Origin of the sequence: Streptomyces sp. NPDC091412, from assembly GCF_044756885.1 — a bacterium.
Classification (GTDB): domain Bacteria; phylum Actinomycetota; class Actinomycetes; order Streptomycetales; family Streptomycetaceae; genus Streptomyces.
In genome coordinates this window covers 75,399-91,384 of record NZ_JBIVTV010000008.1, presented here as the reverse complement: position 1 = coordinate 91,384, position 15,986 = coordinate 75,399, and the positions used below count along the sequence as shown (strand labels likewise).

15 protein-coding genes are annotated in these 15,986 nt (G+C 68.8%); 5 read left to right on the top strand and 10 right to left on the bottom strand.

The window, feature by feature from the left end; translation table 11 throughout:
* Nucleotides 1-370: 370 nt before the first annotated feature.
* Nucleotides 371-1,219, bottom strand: a complete 849-nt coding sequence (locus tag ACIQMV_RS21130; protein ID WP_402594605.1) for an arylamine N-acetyltransferase — start codon at nucleotides 1,217-1,219, stop codon at nucleotides 371-373.
* Between the two features lie 277 nt (nucleotides 1,220-1,496).
* Between ACIQMV_RS21130 and ACIQMV_RS21125 the strand changes: the two genes are divergently transcribed.
* The gene (locus ACIQMV_RS21125; RefSeq protein ID WP_141365167.1) at nucleotides 1,497-3,038 is read left to right on the top strand and encodes a M28 family metallopeptidase; all 1,542 of its coding nucleotides are present in this window, start codon (nucleotides 1,497-1,499) and stop codon (nucleotides 3,036-3,038) included.
* A gap of 185 nt (nucleotides 3,039-3,223) precedes the next feature.
* Nucleotides 3,224-4,621, top strand: a complete 1,398-nt coding sequence (locus tag ACIQMV_RS21120) for a M1 family metallopeptidase (protein WP_402594603.1) — start codon at nucleotides 3,224-3,226, stop codon at nucleotides 4,619-4,621.
* A gap of 72 nt (nucleotides 4,622-4,693) precedes the next feature.
* On the opposite strand, the gene ACIQMV_RS21115 is transcribed toward ACIQMV_RS21120, so the two are convergent.
* Genes ACIQMV_RS21115 through ACIQMV_RS21105 form a run of 3 tightly spaced genes read right to left on the bottom strand, consistent with a single transcriptional unit; the run spans nucleotide 4,694 to nucleotide 6,964 of the window.
* Complete coding sequence (locus tag ACIQMV_RS21115; RefSeq protein ID WP_402594601.1) at nucleotides 4,694-5,401, bottom strand: B3/4 domain-containing protein; 708 nt, start codon at nucleotides 5,399-5,401, stop codon at nucleotides 4,694-4,696.
* Nucleotides 5,402-5,441: 40 nt separating this feature from the next.
* Nucleotides 5,442-6,089: an FMN-binding negative transcriptional regulator gene (locus ACIQMV_RS21110; RefSeq protein WP_402594600.1), complete on the bottom strand. Its 648-nt coding sequence runs from the start codon at nucleotides 6,087-6,089 to the stop codon at nucleotides 5,442-5,444.
* 38 nt (nucleotides 6,090-6,127) lie between these two features.
* Nucleotides 6,128-6,964 carry an EamA family transporter gene (locus tag ACIQMV_RS21105; RefSeq protein WP_402594598.1) on the bottom strand — a complete coding sequence of 279 codons (837 nt, stop codon included), beginning with the start codon at nucleotides 6,962-6,964 and terminating at the stop codon, nucleotides 6,128-6,130.
* A 118-nt stretch (nucleotides 6,965-7,082) separates the two neighbouring features.
* On the opposite strand from ACIQMV_RS21105, the gene ACIQMV_RS21100 reads away from it, so the two are divergent.
* The 3 genes from ACIQMV_RS21100 (at nucleotide 7,083) to ACIQMV_RS21090 (ending at nucleotide 9,598) form a co-directional block, all read left to right on the top strand.
* Nucleotides 7,083-7,667: a helix-turn-helix domain-containing protein gene (locus tag ACIQMV_RS21100; protein WP_141365177.1), complete on the top strand. Its 585-nt coding sequence runs from the start codon at nucleotides 7,083-7,085 to the stop codon at nucleotides 7,665-7,667.
* A gap of 138 nt (nucleotides 7,668-7,805) precedes the next feature.
* Nucleotides 7,806-7,931 carry a hypothetical protein gene (locus ACIQMV_RS21095; protein ID WP_402594596.1) on the top strand — a complete coding sequence of 42 codons (126 nt, stop codon included), beginning with the start codon at nucleotides 7,806-7,808 and terminating at the stop codon, nucleotides 7,929-7,931.
* 584 nt (nucleotides 7,932-8,515) lie between these two features.
* Nucleotides 8,516-9,598, top strand: a complete 1,083-nt coding sequence (locus ACIQMV_RS21090) for an MBL fold metallo-hydrolase (RefSeq protein ID WP_402594594.1) — start codon at nucleotides 8,516-8,518, stop codon at nucleotides 9,596-9,598.
* A 101-nt stretch (nucleotides 9,599-9,699) separates the two neighbouring features.
* On the opposite strand, the gene ACIQMV_RS21085 is transcribed toward ACIQMV_RS21090, so the two are convergent.
* The 6 genes from ACIQMV_RS21085 to ACIQMV_RS21060 form a co-directional block, all read right to left on the bottom strand.
* Nucleotides 9,700-10,518, bottom strand: a complete 819-nt coding sequence (locus tag ACIQMV_RS21085; protein WP_402594593.1) for a fumarylacetoacetate hydrolase family protein — start codon at nucleotides 10,516-10,518, stop codon at nucleotides 9,700-9,702.
* Between the two features lies 1 nt (nucleotide 10,519).
* Nucleotides 10,520-11,779, bottom strand: coding sequence for an acyl-CoA dehydrogenase family protein (locus ACIQMV_RS21080; RefSeq protein ID WP_402594592.1), 1,260 nt, complete (start codon nucleotides 11,777-11,779; stop codon nucleotides 10,520-10,522).
* Nucleotides 11,776-12,375, bottom strand: a complete 600-nt coding sequence (locus ACIQMV_RS21075) for a flavin reductase family protein (RefSeq protein ID WP_402594590.1) — start codon at nucleotides 12,373-12,375, stop codon at nucleotides 11,776-11,778. The genes ACIQMV_RS21080 and ACIQMV_RS21075 overlap by 4 nt, the downstream gene beginning before the upstream one ends.
* Nucleotides 12,376-12,476: 101 nt before the next feature.
* On the bottom strand, nucleotides 12,477-13,856 hold the full coding sequence (locus ACIQMV_RS21070) for a purine-cytosine permease family protein (protein WP_402594588.1): 1,380 nt from the start codon (nucleotides 13,854-13,856) through the stop codon (nucleotides 12,477-12,479).
* A gap of 159 nt (nucleotides 13,857-14,015) precedes the next feature.
* Nucleotides 14,016-14,417, bottom strand: a complete 402-nt coding sequence (locus ACIQMV_RS21065; RefSeq protein WP_141365188.1) for a RidA family protein — start codon at nucleotides 14,415-14,417, stop codon at nucleotides 14,016-14,018.
* Nucleotides 14,418-14,428: 11 nt separating this feature from the next.
* Nucleotides 14,429-15,979, bottom strand: coding sequence for an aldehyde dehydrogenase family protein (locus ACIQMV_RS21060; RefSeq protein ID WP_401782191.1), 1,551 nt, complete (start codon nucleotides 15,977-15,979; stop codon nucleotides 14,429-14,431).
* Between the last annotated feature and the right edge of the window lie 7 nt (nucleotides 15,980-15,986).

Here is a 15,986-nt window from a genome sequence, read left to right as displayed (position 1 = left end):
GAGGGCGGCAGGGCGGAGCCCTGCCAACCGACGACAACGCGGCTGGGGGTACCCCCTGCTCGAAGAGCTTGGGGGAGCGGTGCCAGGGCCCGCGAGCCCGGCATGATCCAAACGAGAGGCCCTGGCGCTCAAGCGCCAAGGCACCGGTCCCGCCGGGCGGCTCGTCGCCCGGCGGGACACCCGACTCCCGGTCCGTCGCCGAGCGGTGGACAACCCCTGCCCTGGACCGCAGCCGCTGCCCGGCGATCCGAGCGCCGTGCGGCAGCATCCCGCCCAGCCGGTCGAGCTCGGCGTGGACCCAGTCCGGAGCAGTCCGCAGCGGCCCGGAACGGTTCGGAGCGGCGTCCCACCGGCCCGCATGCTCATCCGGTCAGCCGGTGCGGGCGGCGACCCACGTCCGGTGGGCCGACAGCACCCTCTCCCAGAGCGCGGAACGCTCCTCCTCGCCGACGTCGGTGAGGGTGAGCCCGAAGACCTCCGCGAGGGCTCCGAACCAGGCGGCTTCGGTGGTCAGTTCCCGCTCCGACCGCCCGTCACCGTCGGTCCGGACCAGTACGCAGCCGCGGAGCTCGTCCGTGCTCTCCGCGTCCCTGCGGATCGCGGAGACGACCCGGACAAACCCCGAATCCGGCGAGGTGGACAACTCCCGGTGCTGTGCCGCGAAGTCGTCCGGCCCGGCGGTCGCCATGGTGAAGTCCATCCCGGCGAAGGAGCCACGGGGGTCGTGGTCGAAGCGCCACCCGCCGGGCTCGACCGCCGAGGGCGAGAGCCGATAGGCGAAGGGCCCCTGTCGGTACTCCCCGGAACGGAGCGGCAGCGGCTCGTACAAGGCATCACCGAGCCCGACGTCGACAAACCAGGTCTCGCCCTCGCAGACCACCGTGAGGGCCAGATGGTTGGCGTTCGCTCCGGGAGGCCGGGCGGTTCGACTGCCCTGGACTCCGCCGCGGTGCCGTGTCACGGCGTACCCCAGGGCGTGGAGCAGGGTGGCGAAGGCTCCGTTGAGGTGGAAGCAGTAGCCGCCGCGCCCTCGGAGGATCCGGGCCACCGACTCCTCGGGATCCACCGTGGTCGCCCGCCCCAGATGGATCTCCAGCGTCTCGTACGGCACCCGGGCCACATGCGCGGCGTGCAGCGCCCGCAGCCCCGCCACTGACGGCGCGTCGGGAGCCGCGACACCCAGTCGCTCCAGATAGCGGCCGACATCCACCTTCGACATGCCCTGAACTCTAGTCAGCATCGATGACATCCAGTCAACTTCGGTTGAATCACGGATCGGTCGGAACGCTCGGCACGCGCGCACGGGTGGCGCCGGCGTTGAAGATTTCTTGCAACCCATTACCAAGCGTTTACTGAGCAGATACCTTTCTCCTTGCCGGTGGCAGGGCGGCGGAGCGATCCGGCCGTCCCTGCCTGCCCCGGCGTACCGCCACACGCCGTTCGGCCTGTTTTCGGCCATTACGCCCATTTCTCATGGACTGCCGGAAGGAAGCGTCTTGAACGCTCGGAACCGCCGCACCACGGTAGCCGCCGTATCCGCCGCAGGGCTCATAGCGCCGCTGCTGCTGATCGGATCAGGCACCGCCTCCGCCCACAGCGACCCTGCCAAGGAGGCTGCCAAGCTCGCACAGAAGCTCGTCAAGAAGAGCAACGCCGAGGATGCGTACGAGCATCTGAAGAAGTTCCAGCGGATCGCTGACAAGAACGGGAACACCCGGGTGGCCGGGTCGGAGGGGCACCGGCAGTCGGCCGAGTACGTCGAGGGCCTACTGCGGAAGGCCGGGTACTCGGTGACCCGGAACGAGTTCGACTACCAGTTCAGCCAGACGCTGGCGGAGAGCCTGCGGGTGGTGTCGCCGCAGCAGCAGGACGTCCCGTTGATCGCCATGACGTACTCCGCCAACAGTCCCACCGGCGGCATCACCGCCCCGGTCGCGGCGGTGCCGGTCGACGACACCACCGGCTGCGAGCCGGGGGACTACGCGTCCGGGACGTTCACCGGCAAGATCGCGCTGATCAAGCGCGGCGGCTGCACCTTTGCGGAGAAGCAGGCGGCCGCCGCCGGTGCGGGCGCGGTCGGCGCGATCATCTACAACAACACCGACGGCGCGCTCAACGGCACCCTGGGAGACCCGAACGTCGCGAAGATCCCGACCGGTGGCGTCACGCAGGCGGACGGTGAGGCCTTGGCGGCCAAGGCCGCTTCCGGCGCAGTGACCGTCAACCTGGAGATCCGCACCTTCGCGGAGATGCGGCGCACCTACAACGTCATCGCCGAGACCAAGAGCGGCGACGCCGGCAACGTGGTGATGTTCGGCGCCCACCTGGACTCGGTGGCGGCCGGCCCGGGCATCAACGACAACGGCTCCGGCTCCGCCGGCATCCTCGATGTGGCGCTGAACCTCGCCCACGAGAAGGTCAAGAACAAGGTGCGTTTCGCCTGGTGGTCGGCTGAGGAGTTCGGCCTGCTGGGCTCGGAGGCGTACGTCGACGGCCTCTCGGCGGCGGACCGCGCGAAGGTCAAGCTGTACCTGAACTTCGACATGATCGCCTCGCCGAACTACGCCCAGTTCGTCTACGACGGTGACGACTCCGACCAGGTCGGTGCCGGGCCCGGCCCGGAGGGCTCGGCGCAGCTGGAGCGGCAGATCACCGACTACCTGGACAGCCGGCGCATCCCGCACGAGGGCACCGACTTCACCGGCCGGTCGGACTACGGGCCGTTCATCGAGGTGGGTATCCCCTCGGGCGGCACCTTCACCGGCGCCGAGGGCATCAAGACGGCCGCGCAGGCAAAGACGTACGGCGGTAAGGCCGGTGTCGCGTACGACGCCTGCTACCACGCCGCTTGCGACACCCTGAAGAACATCAACATGAAGGCGTTCGACGTCAACATCGACGTCATCGCCAACGCGGTGGGCCAGTACGCCTGGGACACCAGCATCCTGAGCAAGCCGGTGGCGCCGCAGAACACCAAGGGCTCGGCGGGCAGCGGTGGTGGCCTGCACGAGGGCCACGACCACGAGGTCACCGAGTAACTCCCGCTCCACACAGGGGGAGGGCCGGGCTGCCCGGTCCTCCCCTTGCCGTCCAGGCAGACACCGTGAACGTTGTCCAGCAGCCGTGCCTGTTGTCGTGCTCGGTCGCGGCAAACGGAACCGGCCCGCTTACTTCCCGCACAGCAGGGCGTATCCCGGAGAGCGCTGTGGCACGATCGGCTGCCATGTCGTTTCTCTCCGCGTGGCCGTCAACAACCCCTCGCCGTCTGCTCGTTGCTCTGCTCGCGCTGCTCGTCGGAGCCGGTGCCGGTGTTGCCGACGCAGCCCCCGGACGTACGGCCGGGGCCAAGAGCGCCCAGGCCGCGACACCCGATCACCCGCGCTACGACGTGACCCTGCGCGCCGACGCCGACGGCACCCACTGGAAGGGCCGCCAGCGCGTGTCGTTCCGCAACGCCGCCGACCGGCCCCTGCGCGAGGTGTACCTGCGGCTGTGGGGCAACGGCGTGGACGCCTGCGGCACTCCCAGCAGCCCTTCCCCCGTCACCGTGTCCCGGGTACGCGGCGGCACGGCAGGGGGGCTCAGCGTCGACTGCACGGCGCTGCGTATCACCCTGCCCGCACCTCTCGCGCGCGGCCGGCGCGCGACTGTCTCCTTCGACGTGTCCCTCACCGTGCCCGGGCGCAACGACCGCTTCGGCCGTGAGGGTGCGTTCCGTTTCCTCGGCAACGCGCTGCCCGTGCTGGCCGTGCACGACGCGGCGGGATGGCACCTCGACCCGTACGTGTCGACCGGCGAGAGCTTCTACACCCTGGCCGGCGACTTCCAGGTCACGCTCGACCACCCGTCGGCCCTCAAGGTCCCGGCGACCGGCCGCACCCGCACCAGCCCCGGCACGCAGGGGCGCACTCTCACGCGCAGCCTCGCGCACCGGGTACGGGACTTCGCGTGGGCGGCGGGCCCGTTCCGCACCGCGGACCAGACCACTCCCGGCGGCGTGCGGGTCAGATCGTACTGGGCACCCGACACGCCGGCCGAGGGCGTGCGGCTCGCCCGCCAGGACGGCGCCGCCGCCGTCGACCGGTTCAGCACGGAGTACGGCCGCTACCCGTACGGCGAGCTCGACCTGGTGATGACCCCGCAGTTCGGCGGCGGCATGGAATACCCCGGCCTGGTCCTGCTCGGCACCACCGAGGAAGGCAACGCCGTCGTCCACGAACTGGCCCACCAGTGGTGGTACGGCATCGTCGGCAACGACCAATACCGTGCGCCCTGGCTGGACGAGAGCTTCGCCCAGTATGCCAACTTCCGCTTCTACGGCTTGGACACCCGTGACTGCTGGGACCCGGACGAGTGGCCCGACCGGAACGCCGCGCTCACCAGCTCGATGGCCTACTGGTCGACACACCCCGGCACATACCACCTCATCTACACCGCCGGTCCCTGTGCCCTGGCAGACCTGGAGCGCACCATCGGCTCCGCCACCATGGCACGACTCCTCAAGCGCTACGCCCACGACCACTGGTACGGCGTCTCCACCACCGCCGACTTCAAGAAGACCGCCCAGTCCATGACCGGCAAGGACCTGACGTCGTTCTGGACGACCCACCGCATCCGGTGAACACCTTGACCCACCCGCGGCGAGACCTCCTCGCCTCCGCGCCTGTACGCCCGCCACGCCGAGCGGAAGGGGTCAGGCGGCGGCGTCGGGGTGGGCGGGGCTCAGATAGTGCACCGCGGTCCGCTCGGCGTGCGGGACGAGCAGGCCCTGCAGTTCGTCCGCCGCGACCTTGAGGATGTCGCCGTCCCGGGTGGCGTGGAGGGTTTCCAGGACGAAGGCGACGTGGACGGAGTGCTCGGTGACGCGGGTGCGGTGGGCGTCGCGGTGGTTCCAGTGGCGGGTGAGGACGCCGGCGGCGTCGGCGTAGATGATCTCGCCGGGCCTGGGGTGTTCGACGGTGCCGGGTTCGCCGAGCGGGGTGAACTCCTCGCTTCCGTCGGCGTAGCGGATGTCGACGCCGCCGGTGACGTGGTCGAGGTCGAAGGCCCCGGCCGGCAGCCCGTGGCGGACGGAGACGGAGTTGTAGGAGTCGACCGCCGGGTTGATACGGGGCAGCACGCCCTTCTTGGTCATACGCCGGCCGAGGGCGTCGACACTGGGGCGGATGCGGCGGGGGTTGGTGCCGAAGGAACGGTACGCGGTGTGCCACGCCTCGATGCGCGGGTCGTTCTCGTCGGCGGGCTGCCATATGCCGAGGGCGAGTTGCTGCTCCAGGTCTTCGAGAGCGGTGGTGGTGTCGGGCCAGGGTTCATGGCCGAGCAGGCCGGTGGCGGTGACCAGGGCGACGAGGGTGTCCGGGAAGGCGTCGGTGACGGCGGGGTTGATGCGGAAGGCGGTCATGTGCGAGGTCCTCCTCTCGTGTGTGTGCCGGCGGCGGGCTTCAGGGCTTCCAGGGGCCGATGCGGTCCAGGCGGCGCAGCTGCTGGCGTGCGGCTGGTCCGTCCAGACCCCGGCCGCGCGCGGTGAGTCGGCCGGCGACGGCGGTGCGGTGCTCGACGGGTTTGTGGTCGTCGTACTTGAACTTGGCCCGCACCTCGGTGACCTCCAGGCGCAGTCCGCGGATGCCGGGGAGCATCCGCCCGTAGGGCGGCTGGTCGACGTCGATGGGGGCGTGGTCGCCGTCGGGCTGGAAGTGGGCCAACTGGCGGCGCAGCAGGTCGGCCTTGGCCTCGGGGGCGTCGACGATGTGGGCGCGGCAGGTGAACTGGACGGCCGCGTAGTAGCTGGTGGGCACGCCGTCGGTCGGCGGGATGCCGGGCTTGGCGCGCCAGGGTCCGGGGACGAAGGCGTAGTCGCCGATGACGGTGAAGGTGACGTGCGGGTCGTGCTCGATCGCCTTCCAGACCGGGTTGGGCCGGGCGAGGTGGATCAGCAGTTGGCCGTTGTCGGTGGTGAAGTGGGTGGGGACGACGGCGGGCGCCTGGCCGGGCAGGCCGTTGACGCTGAGCTGGCCGAAGTCGTGGCCGTCGGCGATCCAGGTCTGCCATTCGGCATCGTCCAGGCCGGCATCCCAGGGCTGGATGAACATGTGATTCTCCTTGGTGGCGGTAGAACGGACAGGGCGGTTCAGGTGAGGGCGAGGAGGCTGACCGCGACGGCGGCGGTGCCCAGGCCGACGAGCTGGCCACGGTGGACGCGTTCGGCGAGCACGGCGCGGGCGAGCAGCACCGTGCCCGCCGGATACAGGGCGGTGATCACGGCGACGACGGTGAGGTCCCCGTTGCGCGCGGCGAGCAGGAACAGCAGGTTCGCCAGCGAGTCCAGCACGCCCGCGGCCGCGGAGATCGCGTAGGCGGGCTTCTCCGGGCCCAGCCGGCGGCGCATCACCGCGGCCGCGGCCAGGGTGACGGCCGAGGAGACCGCTCTGCCGATGATCAGAGGGGCCACACCGCTGTCGGAGGGCGCCTGGTGCAGGAAGACGAGCTGAAGGGCGATGGCGGCACCCGCGCCGAAGGCCAGCAGCAGCGCCGTCCGGGACGGACGCGACGAGCTTGCTCCGTGCCCGGCGCTCACCATGACCACCGCCACCAGCGCCAGCGGCAGACCCGCAAGCCCGGCCACGCCCAGGCGCTCGCCCTGGAGCAGTCCGACCGCGACCGGAAGCGCGGCGGAGACCAGCGCGGTGATGGGCGAGAGCACGTTCATCGGGCCGATCGCGAGGGTCTTGTACAGCAGGGCGAACGCGGCGGCGGACGCGACCCCGGAGGCTGCGCCCCACCCGACGCTCGCCCAGGTGAACGTGGCGCCCAGGACGGGCCACAGCAGCAGCTCGACGGCGAGACTGGCCGGCGCCGCGACCAGTACGGTGCGCAGCACATGCGCCTTACGGGCACCGAGGCCTCCGAGGAAGTCGGCGCATCCGTAGGCGAGAGAGCTGCCCAGGGCCAGCAGCAGAGCGAGCACGGCACTTCCCTAACTTTCACAATGGAACGACCCGACCGTACAATGAAACGACCGCCTGTTGTCAACCAAATGACCGGACGGTCCATTCCAGTGCTCCACTCGTCAGGACGGTGATCAAGTGCCCGAGGCAGAAGCAGCCCTGCGCACGCTCGCGCACAACGTCAGAGCCGCACGCACACGAGCGGGCCTGTCCCTGGACGAACTGGGGCGCCGGGCCAAGGTCAGCAAGGGTGCTCTGGTCGGGCTGGAGAAAGCCCAGGGCAACCCGAACTTCGCCACCCTGGTCCGCCTCGCCGACACTCTCGGCATCTCGGTGTCCGCACTGATGGAAGGACCGGCCGAAGGCCGCGTCCGCGTGGTGTCCGCCGACGCCGTCATGCCCCTGTGGGCCGGGGAGCAGGGCAGCGAGGCCCGGCTCATGCTGACCACCTCGGGACCGGCTCCGGTCGAGGTCTGGCGCTGGAAACTGGAGCCCGGCGAGGAATATCCCAGCCACCCCCACCAGGCCGGCGTCGTGGAAACCGTCAGCGTCACGTCCGGCCGGATGACACTGATCGTCGACGGCGCCGAGCATCCCGTCGAGGCCGGACAGACCGCCACCTTCGACGCTGACACCACCCACACCTACCGTGGCTCGGGCACCGAGACCTGCCACCTCATCATGACCGTTCACATCCCGCCCGGCCCCGGCTCCACAACCTGACCGGCCCGGACCGGAAGTCCGCCCGCGCCCGCGGCGACGCAGGCCCCCGCGCACTCCGATCCGGAGTCCAGGACACGGTCTTCATCCCGCCGACGCCACCGCGCATTCCGGTCGGCGGCGGACCGACGCTGGGTGGGCATGCCGGTCCTGCCGGGCGCGCTGTTCACCGTGCTCGCCGTGGCGGCGTCCGTACTCGGACACCGCCACGCCGTCGACGGGCAGCGGCTGAACCACGCCGTCGAACACTTCCGTAAAGGCGCCTGAGAGAATGACGGAGTGACTATTCGTCCTTGAGGTGGCACGCGCCCGCTCAAGGTTGCACGCGCCCGCGTCGACCCCTTCCTGGGCCGAGCCATACAAAATTCTTTGCCGCCCCCTATCGGTTTCTGTATGGGAGTGGGAGGGGAAGTCCGGAGCAGGTTTCGCGGAGCGATGAGGAATTGACGTGACCTGCATCACATGAGGGTTGGATCTCGCCTTGTTTCACTCTTCCACCGCGAACTGAAGCGGCTGGTCAGAGACGCTCTTCGGATTGCATTGCGGTTTCCTGGAGCAACACCGGCCGACGCGCAGACGGCACATCAAGGCTTCTGGCACCTATTGCTCTGCGTCAAAAGGTCATGCGAGTCTTCCCGGCAATTCGATGCCTCAGGCTGTTTCGGACCCGGATCGCGGCTCGACGAATGAGCGCTTCCGGCTACTGCAATCTCGCAACGCCCCTATTGCGCACTGTCCATGGCAGTCCACAACCTCAACCAGCCCACTCCACACCAAGGCGGATGATCATGTGCAACCTGTGCGGTCCTGAATCTCCTGCCGATGCCGGAAGCGGGGTTGCTCGGCGCTCCGTGCTGACCGCCCTCGGTATCTCTCCGGTGGTCCTCAGCCTCCCCGGCGCGACAGCGGCGGCGGCGGAAACCCGTACCCAGTCCTCGGGCCGGGGACCCGGAAAGGGCTCGCCGAGTGCGCTCGAACTGGTGCTGCTGGGCACCAAGGCGGGCCCTCCGATCGACCCGCTGCGGGCTGGGATCTCCACCGCGCTCGTCGTCGACGGCGCGACGTACGTGATCGACTGCGGGCGCTCGGCCGCCACCCAGTACGTGCGGTCCGGCCTCACGCTGGCGTCCCTGAGCGGTATTTTCATCACGCATCTCCACGCCGACCACGTCGCCGACTACTACAACTTCTTCCTGCTCGGGGGCAGCGTCCCCAACCAGGAGCACGACAACCTCACCCGCCCTGTCCCCGTCTACGGTCCCGGACCGGCCGGCGGGCTCCCGCCGAAGTTCGGTGGGGGACAGGCACCCACGGTCAACCCGGACAGCCCGACGCCGGGCCTGAAGGCACTGACCGACGACTGCCACGCGGCGTACGCCTACAGCACGAACGTCTTCCTGCGTGACATGGGTATCCAGGACATCCGGGCCCTTGCCGATGTGCACGAGATCGAACTTCCGAGGGTCGGTGCCACGTACGAGAACACCGCGCCCGCGATGAAGCCGTTCGTCGTGATGGAGGACGACCGCGTCAAGGTCTCCGCGATCCTGGTGCCGCACGGACCGGTGTTCCCCTCCTTCGCCTTCCGCTTCGACACCGACCACGGCTCGGTCACGTTCTCCGGCGACACGACGTACAGCGACAACCTGATCGCCCTGGCCAAGGGCTCGGACGTGCTGGTCCACGAGGCGATCAGCGTCGAGGGGCTCGACGCCCCGGCGGTCTTCGTGGACCACTTGCTGCAATCCCACGTCGAGGTCCAGAAGGTCGGTCCGATCGCACAGCGGGCTGACGTCGACATGCTCGTGCTCTCGCACATCTCCGAGGTCGCCCACAACCCGATCGACGCGCGGAAGTGGAAGAAGTGGGCACAGCGGGGGTACGGCGGCAAGGTGGTCGTCGGCGAGGACCTTCAGCGGATCAAGCTGGCCTGATCCGGCCTGCCGAGGTCATCGGCCTCCCACGACTTCCGACTCGTCGGGCCCGGCCCGGTGCGACCGTTGATCGGACGCACCGGGCCGGGCGGCACAGGGGCTCAGATGATCGGGGTGGACACCGTGCCGATACCGTCGATGGTCACCTCGACCAGGTCCCCGGGCTTCAGATACCTCTGCGGCGTGCGAGCCCTCCCCACACCACCGGGGGTGCCGGTGAGAATCAGGTCTCCGGGGTGCAGGGGCACCATGGTCGACACGTACGCGACCAAGTGAGCCGGAGTGAACAACAGGTCCGCGATCCTGTGCTCCTGGACCGGGGTGCCGTTGAGAGTGGTGCGGAGAACGGCGGTCGCGGGATCGAACTCGTCGGGCGTGGTCAGGACCGGGCCGACCGGAGTGGAACGTGCCCAGATCTTGCCCTGCAGCCACTCCGTCGTGCGGTACTGCCATCCCCGCATGGAGATGTCGTTGGCCACCGTGAAACCGGCGATGTACTGGCCCGCCTCTTCCTCACGCACCTTGTACGCGGTCCGTCCGATGACGACGGCGAGTTCCCCCTCCCAGTCCATCTCCGGATCCTCCGCCACGGCCGGCACCGCGTCAGCGGGGCCGGTCAAGGTGTCGGCGAACTTCGCGAAGAGGGTGGGATGGGCCGGGAGTTCCCGGCCCATTTCCTGAATGTGGCTCGTGTAGTTGAGGCCGGCGCACAGCACCTTCGAGGGACGCGGTACGACGGTCCGCACATCGACGTCCCCCCTGCGGTGCCGGCGCCCGGTGGCGTTCCTCGCGATCCGCTGCCAGTCCTCGTCCGCCAGCAGGGAACCGACGTCGGCATGACCGGGGAGTTCGGTGAACTCATCATCTTCCAGGCGGGCTGCGCATGTCCCCTGGCGGGTGCGCACGGTTGCCAGTCTCACTTCATTCCTTTCCTGTTGCGCCGACGCCGTTGCCCGCGCCGGAACTCGCGCTCGGTCCGACGCCTCGGACGCCGACGGACGCCGGCTCGGGAATCACCAGATCGAAGAACCCCCAGTGCGACCCGGCGGGCAGGGTGCCCGACAGCATCCGGCCGCACTTCTGCGTCACGATGTGCGAAGAGCCCCGGTGCTGGCTTCCGGCGTGGCTGTCGCGGAAGAACCGCTGCAACGTGCCGTTCCGCATGACCTGCGCGCCCGCGAAACGGTGCACGAGCTGACTGATCTCCAGCGCGGTCCGGGTGGCCAGGCTGCAGGCGAGCCGTGACATCGTCTCCTGCTCGTCGTTCAGCTGAGCTCCCGTCGCGAGGGTCGACTCGTTGTCGCGCCAGGTCTCACGCAGCAGGGCCATCGTGCCCCGGACATGCGAGAAGTGACGTGCGAACTCCGCGAAGAACTCGTCGCTGGTGACCGGGGAGCCCTCGGAAGGGTCCTTGCGCCGGGTCAGGTCGCGCAGCTCGTCGAGCATGCGCCGCCCGACACCCTGGGACCAGGCCGCCTGGTGCAGGCCGGCCAGCAGGGCAGGGCTCACCCGGCTCATACAGCGTCCTCGTCGGGCGTTCTCCGGGCCGATGCCGAAGACGTACTTGTCCTCGACCAGCACTTCCTCGGCCCGGTAGTCGAGGCTTGCGGTCGCGCGCAGCCCCAGCATGTCCCAGTTGTCACTGATCCGCATGGCCGTCCGGGGAACAAGGCAGACCAGCCGTTCTCCCGTGCCCTCGACCGTCACCGCCAGATTGAGGTGGGTGGCCATCGACACCCCTGGGGCGAACTTCCAGACACCGCTCACCCGGTAGCCGCCGTCCTCCCGTACGGCCCGGCCGGTGAAGGCGGTCGACTGTCCCGCCACCAGCGGGTACGTGTCGTCGGCGAAGAGCTCGCCGACCGCCTCGTCACTCAAGTAGGCGGCCGCTGTCGCCGTTTCACTCGTCAGGGCGCGCACCAGCCATCCCAGCGAGGCGTCGGCGTGCGACAGCTTCTCGATCACCTCCAGGATCTGCAGGGGGGAAGCCTCCAGGCCACCGAGTTCGGCCGGCACCATCAGCTGGAAGACGCCGCTGTCGCGCAGTGCGTCCTGTACCACCGGTGTCGGCCGCCTCAGACGTTCGCTGTCCTCGGCCTCGCTCTGCAGGAGTGGGTAGATGTCCGTCAACTCCGCGAGCAGGCCGCCCGTTTCCTCGTTCACCTGCGTATCGACCGTCATCGTCGGCCCCTCTCGGACTGTGCACCCTCACCGGCGCCGCGCTCGGCGTTCTCGGCCAGAGCGCCCCACTGACCGCGGTAGAAGAGCAGGGGCCGGGTGTCGTCCTGCTGGCCGTAGGACAGCACACGCCCCAGCACGAGGACGTGGTCGCCGCCGTCGTACCCCGCCCACGGCGTGCACTGGAAGTACGCCAGCGAGCCGTTGATCCGTGGCGCCACGTCGTCGCCGACCCACTCGATGCGGTGGGTGTCCTGCGGCTTGCCCGCGAACTGCAGCGCGGTGGCGAGTTGGTTGTCCCCGAGCACGTTGACCGCGAAGGGCCGCTCGAGCAGGTAGGTCAGTGCGCGCGAGCTCCGCTGCATGGAGACGAGCACCAGGGGTGGGTCCAGGGACACCGAGGTGAAGGAGTTCACGGTGACCCCGTAGTAGCTGTCGCCGGACTGATAGGTGAGGACGACGACTCCGGTGGCGAAGTTCCCCAGCGTGTTGCGCAGCTGACGAGGATCGGCGAGCGGTGGTACCGCCGCGCTCGACGCGAGGGTCCTGGCGTCAGCGGCTTTCTCGTAGATCTCCGAGTCCCACATGATCTCGGTCATCCCGAATCCTCCTGGATGAATCGTGGGTCCCGTCCTGGGACAGGGCCGGGGTAGGGGGGCCGGCAGCCGCGTACCGTGGGCCGTGGCTGCCGGCTGCGGGGTCAATGGGCCTCTTCGAGGGCTTCCTCGCCCGCGACGAACGTGGTGCCGGTGCCTTCGGGCAGCCAGTTCCGCAGCACCGGGTAGACGGCGAGCGCCAGCACGAAGGACACCAGGAAACCGAGGGCGAAGACGTCCGTGGCCATCAGGACGATCCCGACCGCGGCGGACAGGACCAGCGTGACGACTCCGGCCCAGTTCCACTTCTCGACCCGGTGGGTGGCGCTGTCGAACCGCGCCCGGCGCACCAGGTAGTAGTCCGCGATCATCACGCCGCACATGCCGAGCGTCATGGCGCCCAGGTACGCCAGGTACTGGGTGAACTTCTCCAGGATTCCGGCGGCGATCATCACCAGGGCGATGATGTTGCCGACGACCACCATCGCCGCCCGGCCCGGCTTTCTGCCGGTGAGGGAGTCGATCAGGTTGACCAGTGAGAGCGATCCGGAGTAGGCGTTGATCGCCTGCGCCTTGGCCTGGGCCGCGTAGATGGTGACGAAGCCCATCCAGCCCGCGAAGATGACGAAGAAGGCACCTGTGTTCTGCATGACGTACGTGTTGCCCGCGACAGCGGCCGCCTCCGGGCTCATGCCCTTGTCGTGGGCCAGCAGGTAGCCGATGACCTGGGGCATGCCGCCGATCACGACGAGGGAGCCCAGCACGGTCATGACGATGTTCTGGGTGACCGGGCCGGCCACGGCCAGGACCGTCACGTCACGCCGCGTGCGGCAGTAACGGGCGAAGTCCGTCGTGACCAGAGCGATGGTTCCCGCCGTGGCGCCCATGACCGAGACCGCGGACTCGAATCGCGGCCACAGGCCTCCGGGGACGACTCCCGCGTAGGCGAAGACGTCCATGGGGTCGGCGCCCTGGATCACATAGATGTCCACGATCATGTAGATCGTGACGAGCAGTGTGACGGCGATCAGGACGCCGGTGGCTCGCAGGGCGAGTTTGATGCCGAAGACGGCGAGCGCGATCCACAGCAGCGTCATGCCGCCGTAGATCAGGACGCGCCAGCCCCACGAATCGGGCAGGCCGAACATCAACAGCGTGCCCTGGTACAGGAGGGCGGCCTCGACGGCGAGGAAGCCGAGAATCATGAACGCGAAGACGACGGAGCCGATCGCCGAGCCCTTGAAGCCGAATCCGAAGAACCGGGAGGTGATGGTGCTCGACATACCGGTTTCGAAGGCCATCCGCCCCAGGGCCTTGCCGAGACCCACCGCGAAGGCCGCGACGAGGACACCGACGATCAGGCCCACGGTGAAGCCGGCGAGTACCACGGTGAAGCCGGCGATGGCGAAGACGACGAGGGCGGTGGCGACGCTGACCGGGCTGAGGGCGAGTTGGTAGCCGCTCCTGCGCTCCGCCAACGGCACGCTGACCAGGGCATGGTCTTCCGCCGCAGCCGCCAGTGCCGAATCAGCCGGTCTGGGATTCCTGGTGTATGAAGACACGGTGGTTCCTGTCCTTGTGAGAAATGCGGCGCCTGCGGCGGAACTTCCATGGCCGGACCCGCCCGATGTGGCCGCGAGGGATCAGTCCGCGCTGCAACCCGCTACGGCGATGGCCTCGATTTCGAGGAGGATCTCCGGCTTGGCGAGGGCGGAGACCTCGACCAGCGTGCAGGCGGGGAAGTCGCCGGAGAAGAACTCCTGACGGGCCTTCCACACCTCGGCGTTGTCACCGATGTCCGTGACGTAGATGGTCATTTTGACGATGTCGTCCATGACCGCGCCGGCCGCCTCGACCAGGTCCTTGATCTTCTGGAAGACGACCTTGGCCTGTTCGTAGGAGGTCTCGCCGAGGACGGTCTCCCTGTCCTGCCCGCGGGCGGTCATTCCGGAGACCATGATGAGTTCGTCGATCCTCAGGCAGTTCGACCACATCTTGTCCGCCGGCTCCCGCACGGCGGCGGAGTGGATACGCTGCTTCTTCATCGCTGTTGTCCTCACAGGTCGATGCGGTTGTCCCACGCGGACGTTCCGCCCCAGTTCACGCATACGCTCTGGCGGCGCATGAATCCCTTCCAGGCGTCCGAACCGGCTGTACGACCACCGCCGGTCTCCTTTTCGCCGCCGAAGGCGGAACCGACGTCGGCACCCGTCGTGCCCATGTTGACGCGCACGATTCCGCAGTCACTGCCCCGAGCCGACAGGAACGTCTCGATGTTGGTCAGGTTCGTGCTGTGCATGCCCGAGGCGAGACCCTGGGCGACACCGTTGTGGATCTCGATGGCCTCCTCGAGATCGTCGTAGGTCAGCACGGAGACGATGGGCACGAAGGTCTCCGACTGGGCGATCTCGAAGTGCGGTTCGACACCTGTGACGATGGCCGGCTCGACGTACAGACCCGGGCGGTCGATCACGTTGCCGCCGTACGCCACGGTGGCGCCCTCACGTTCGGCACCGGCGAGGACCTGCTTGTAGTCCTCCACCGCACGCCGGTCGATCAGCGGGCCGACCACGGTGTCCGGGTCGCGCGGGTCACCGATGGCGATCTGGTCGAAGGCCTTCTTCAGCAACTCGACCAACTCGTCCGCGATGCTCGCGTGCGCGATGACACGGCGGGTGCTCGTGCAGCGCTGGCCGGTCGTGCCGACCACGCCGAACGTCAGTGCCTTGGCGGCGAGTTCCAGGTCGGCGGTCTCGTCGACGATGCAGCCGTTGTTGCCCGAGCACTCCAGCTGGTACCGGCGGCCCAGCGTCGAGCCGACGATCTCGGCGACCTTGCGCCCCACCGGCGTGGACCCGGTGAACGAGATCATGGCGACACGGGTGTCGGAGACCATCTTCTCGGCGACGGCGTTGTCGTCGGGGATGAACAGGGAGAACACCCCCTCGCAACCCATCTCCGCCGCCGCCTTGTTGACCAGCTTCTGCACGGCGATGGCGGTCAACGGCACCTTGGGGCTCGGCTTCCAGATCACCGTGTTGCCGGCGATCGCCGAAAGGAACCCGTTCTGCGCCCAGACGGCGGCCGGGAAGTTGTACGCGCTGATCAGCCCGACGACGCCCAGCGGCAGCCACTGGTCGTACATGCGGTGCTCGGCACGCTGGGACTGCTGGGTGAAGCCGTACAGCATCCGCGCCTGGCCGGCGGCCAGCGTCGACATGTCGACCGCCTCGCGGAGCTCGCCCTTGGCCTCCATCGTCGACTTGCCGGTGTCCAGCGAGACGACAGCGGCCAGACTTTCCAGATTCTCCTCGATCAACTGGCCGATCCGGCGCACGAATTCACCTCGCCGCGGCGGCGGCACCATCCGCCACTTCTTCTGTGTCTCGACGGCGGCGGCCACGAGCGTCTCGTAGTCCTGTGCGTCCGAGGCCGCGATCCGGCCCACGACCTCGCCGTCTGCGGGACACTGCGCCTCGATGACCGGGCGGCACTCGACGGCTCCCCAGCCGAGCGAGTCCGCGTAGGTGCCGGAATGCACCTGGTCCAGGCCGAATTCAGCCAGCACCTTGCCGGCGTCGAACAGAGTCTTGGTGGTTTCGCTCATCATCGCC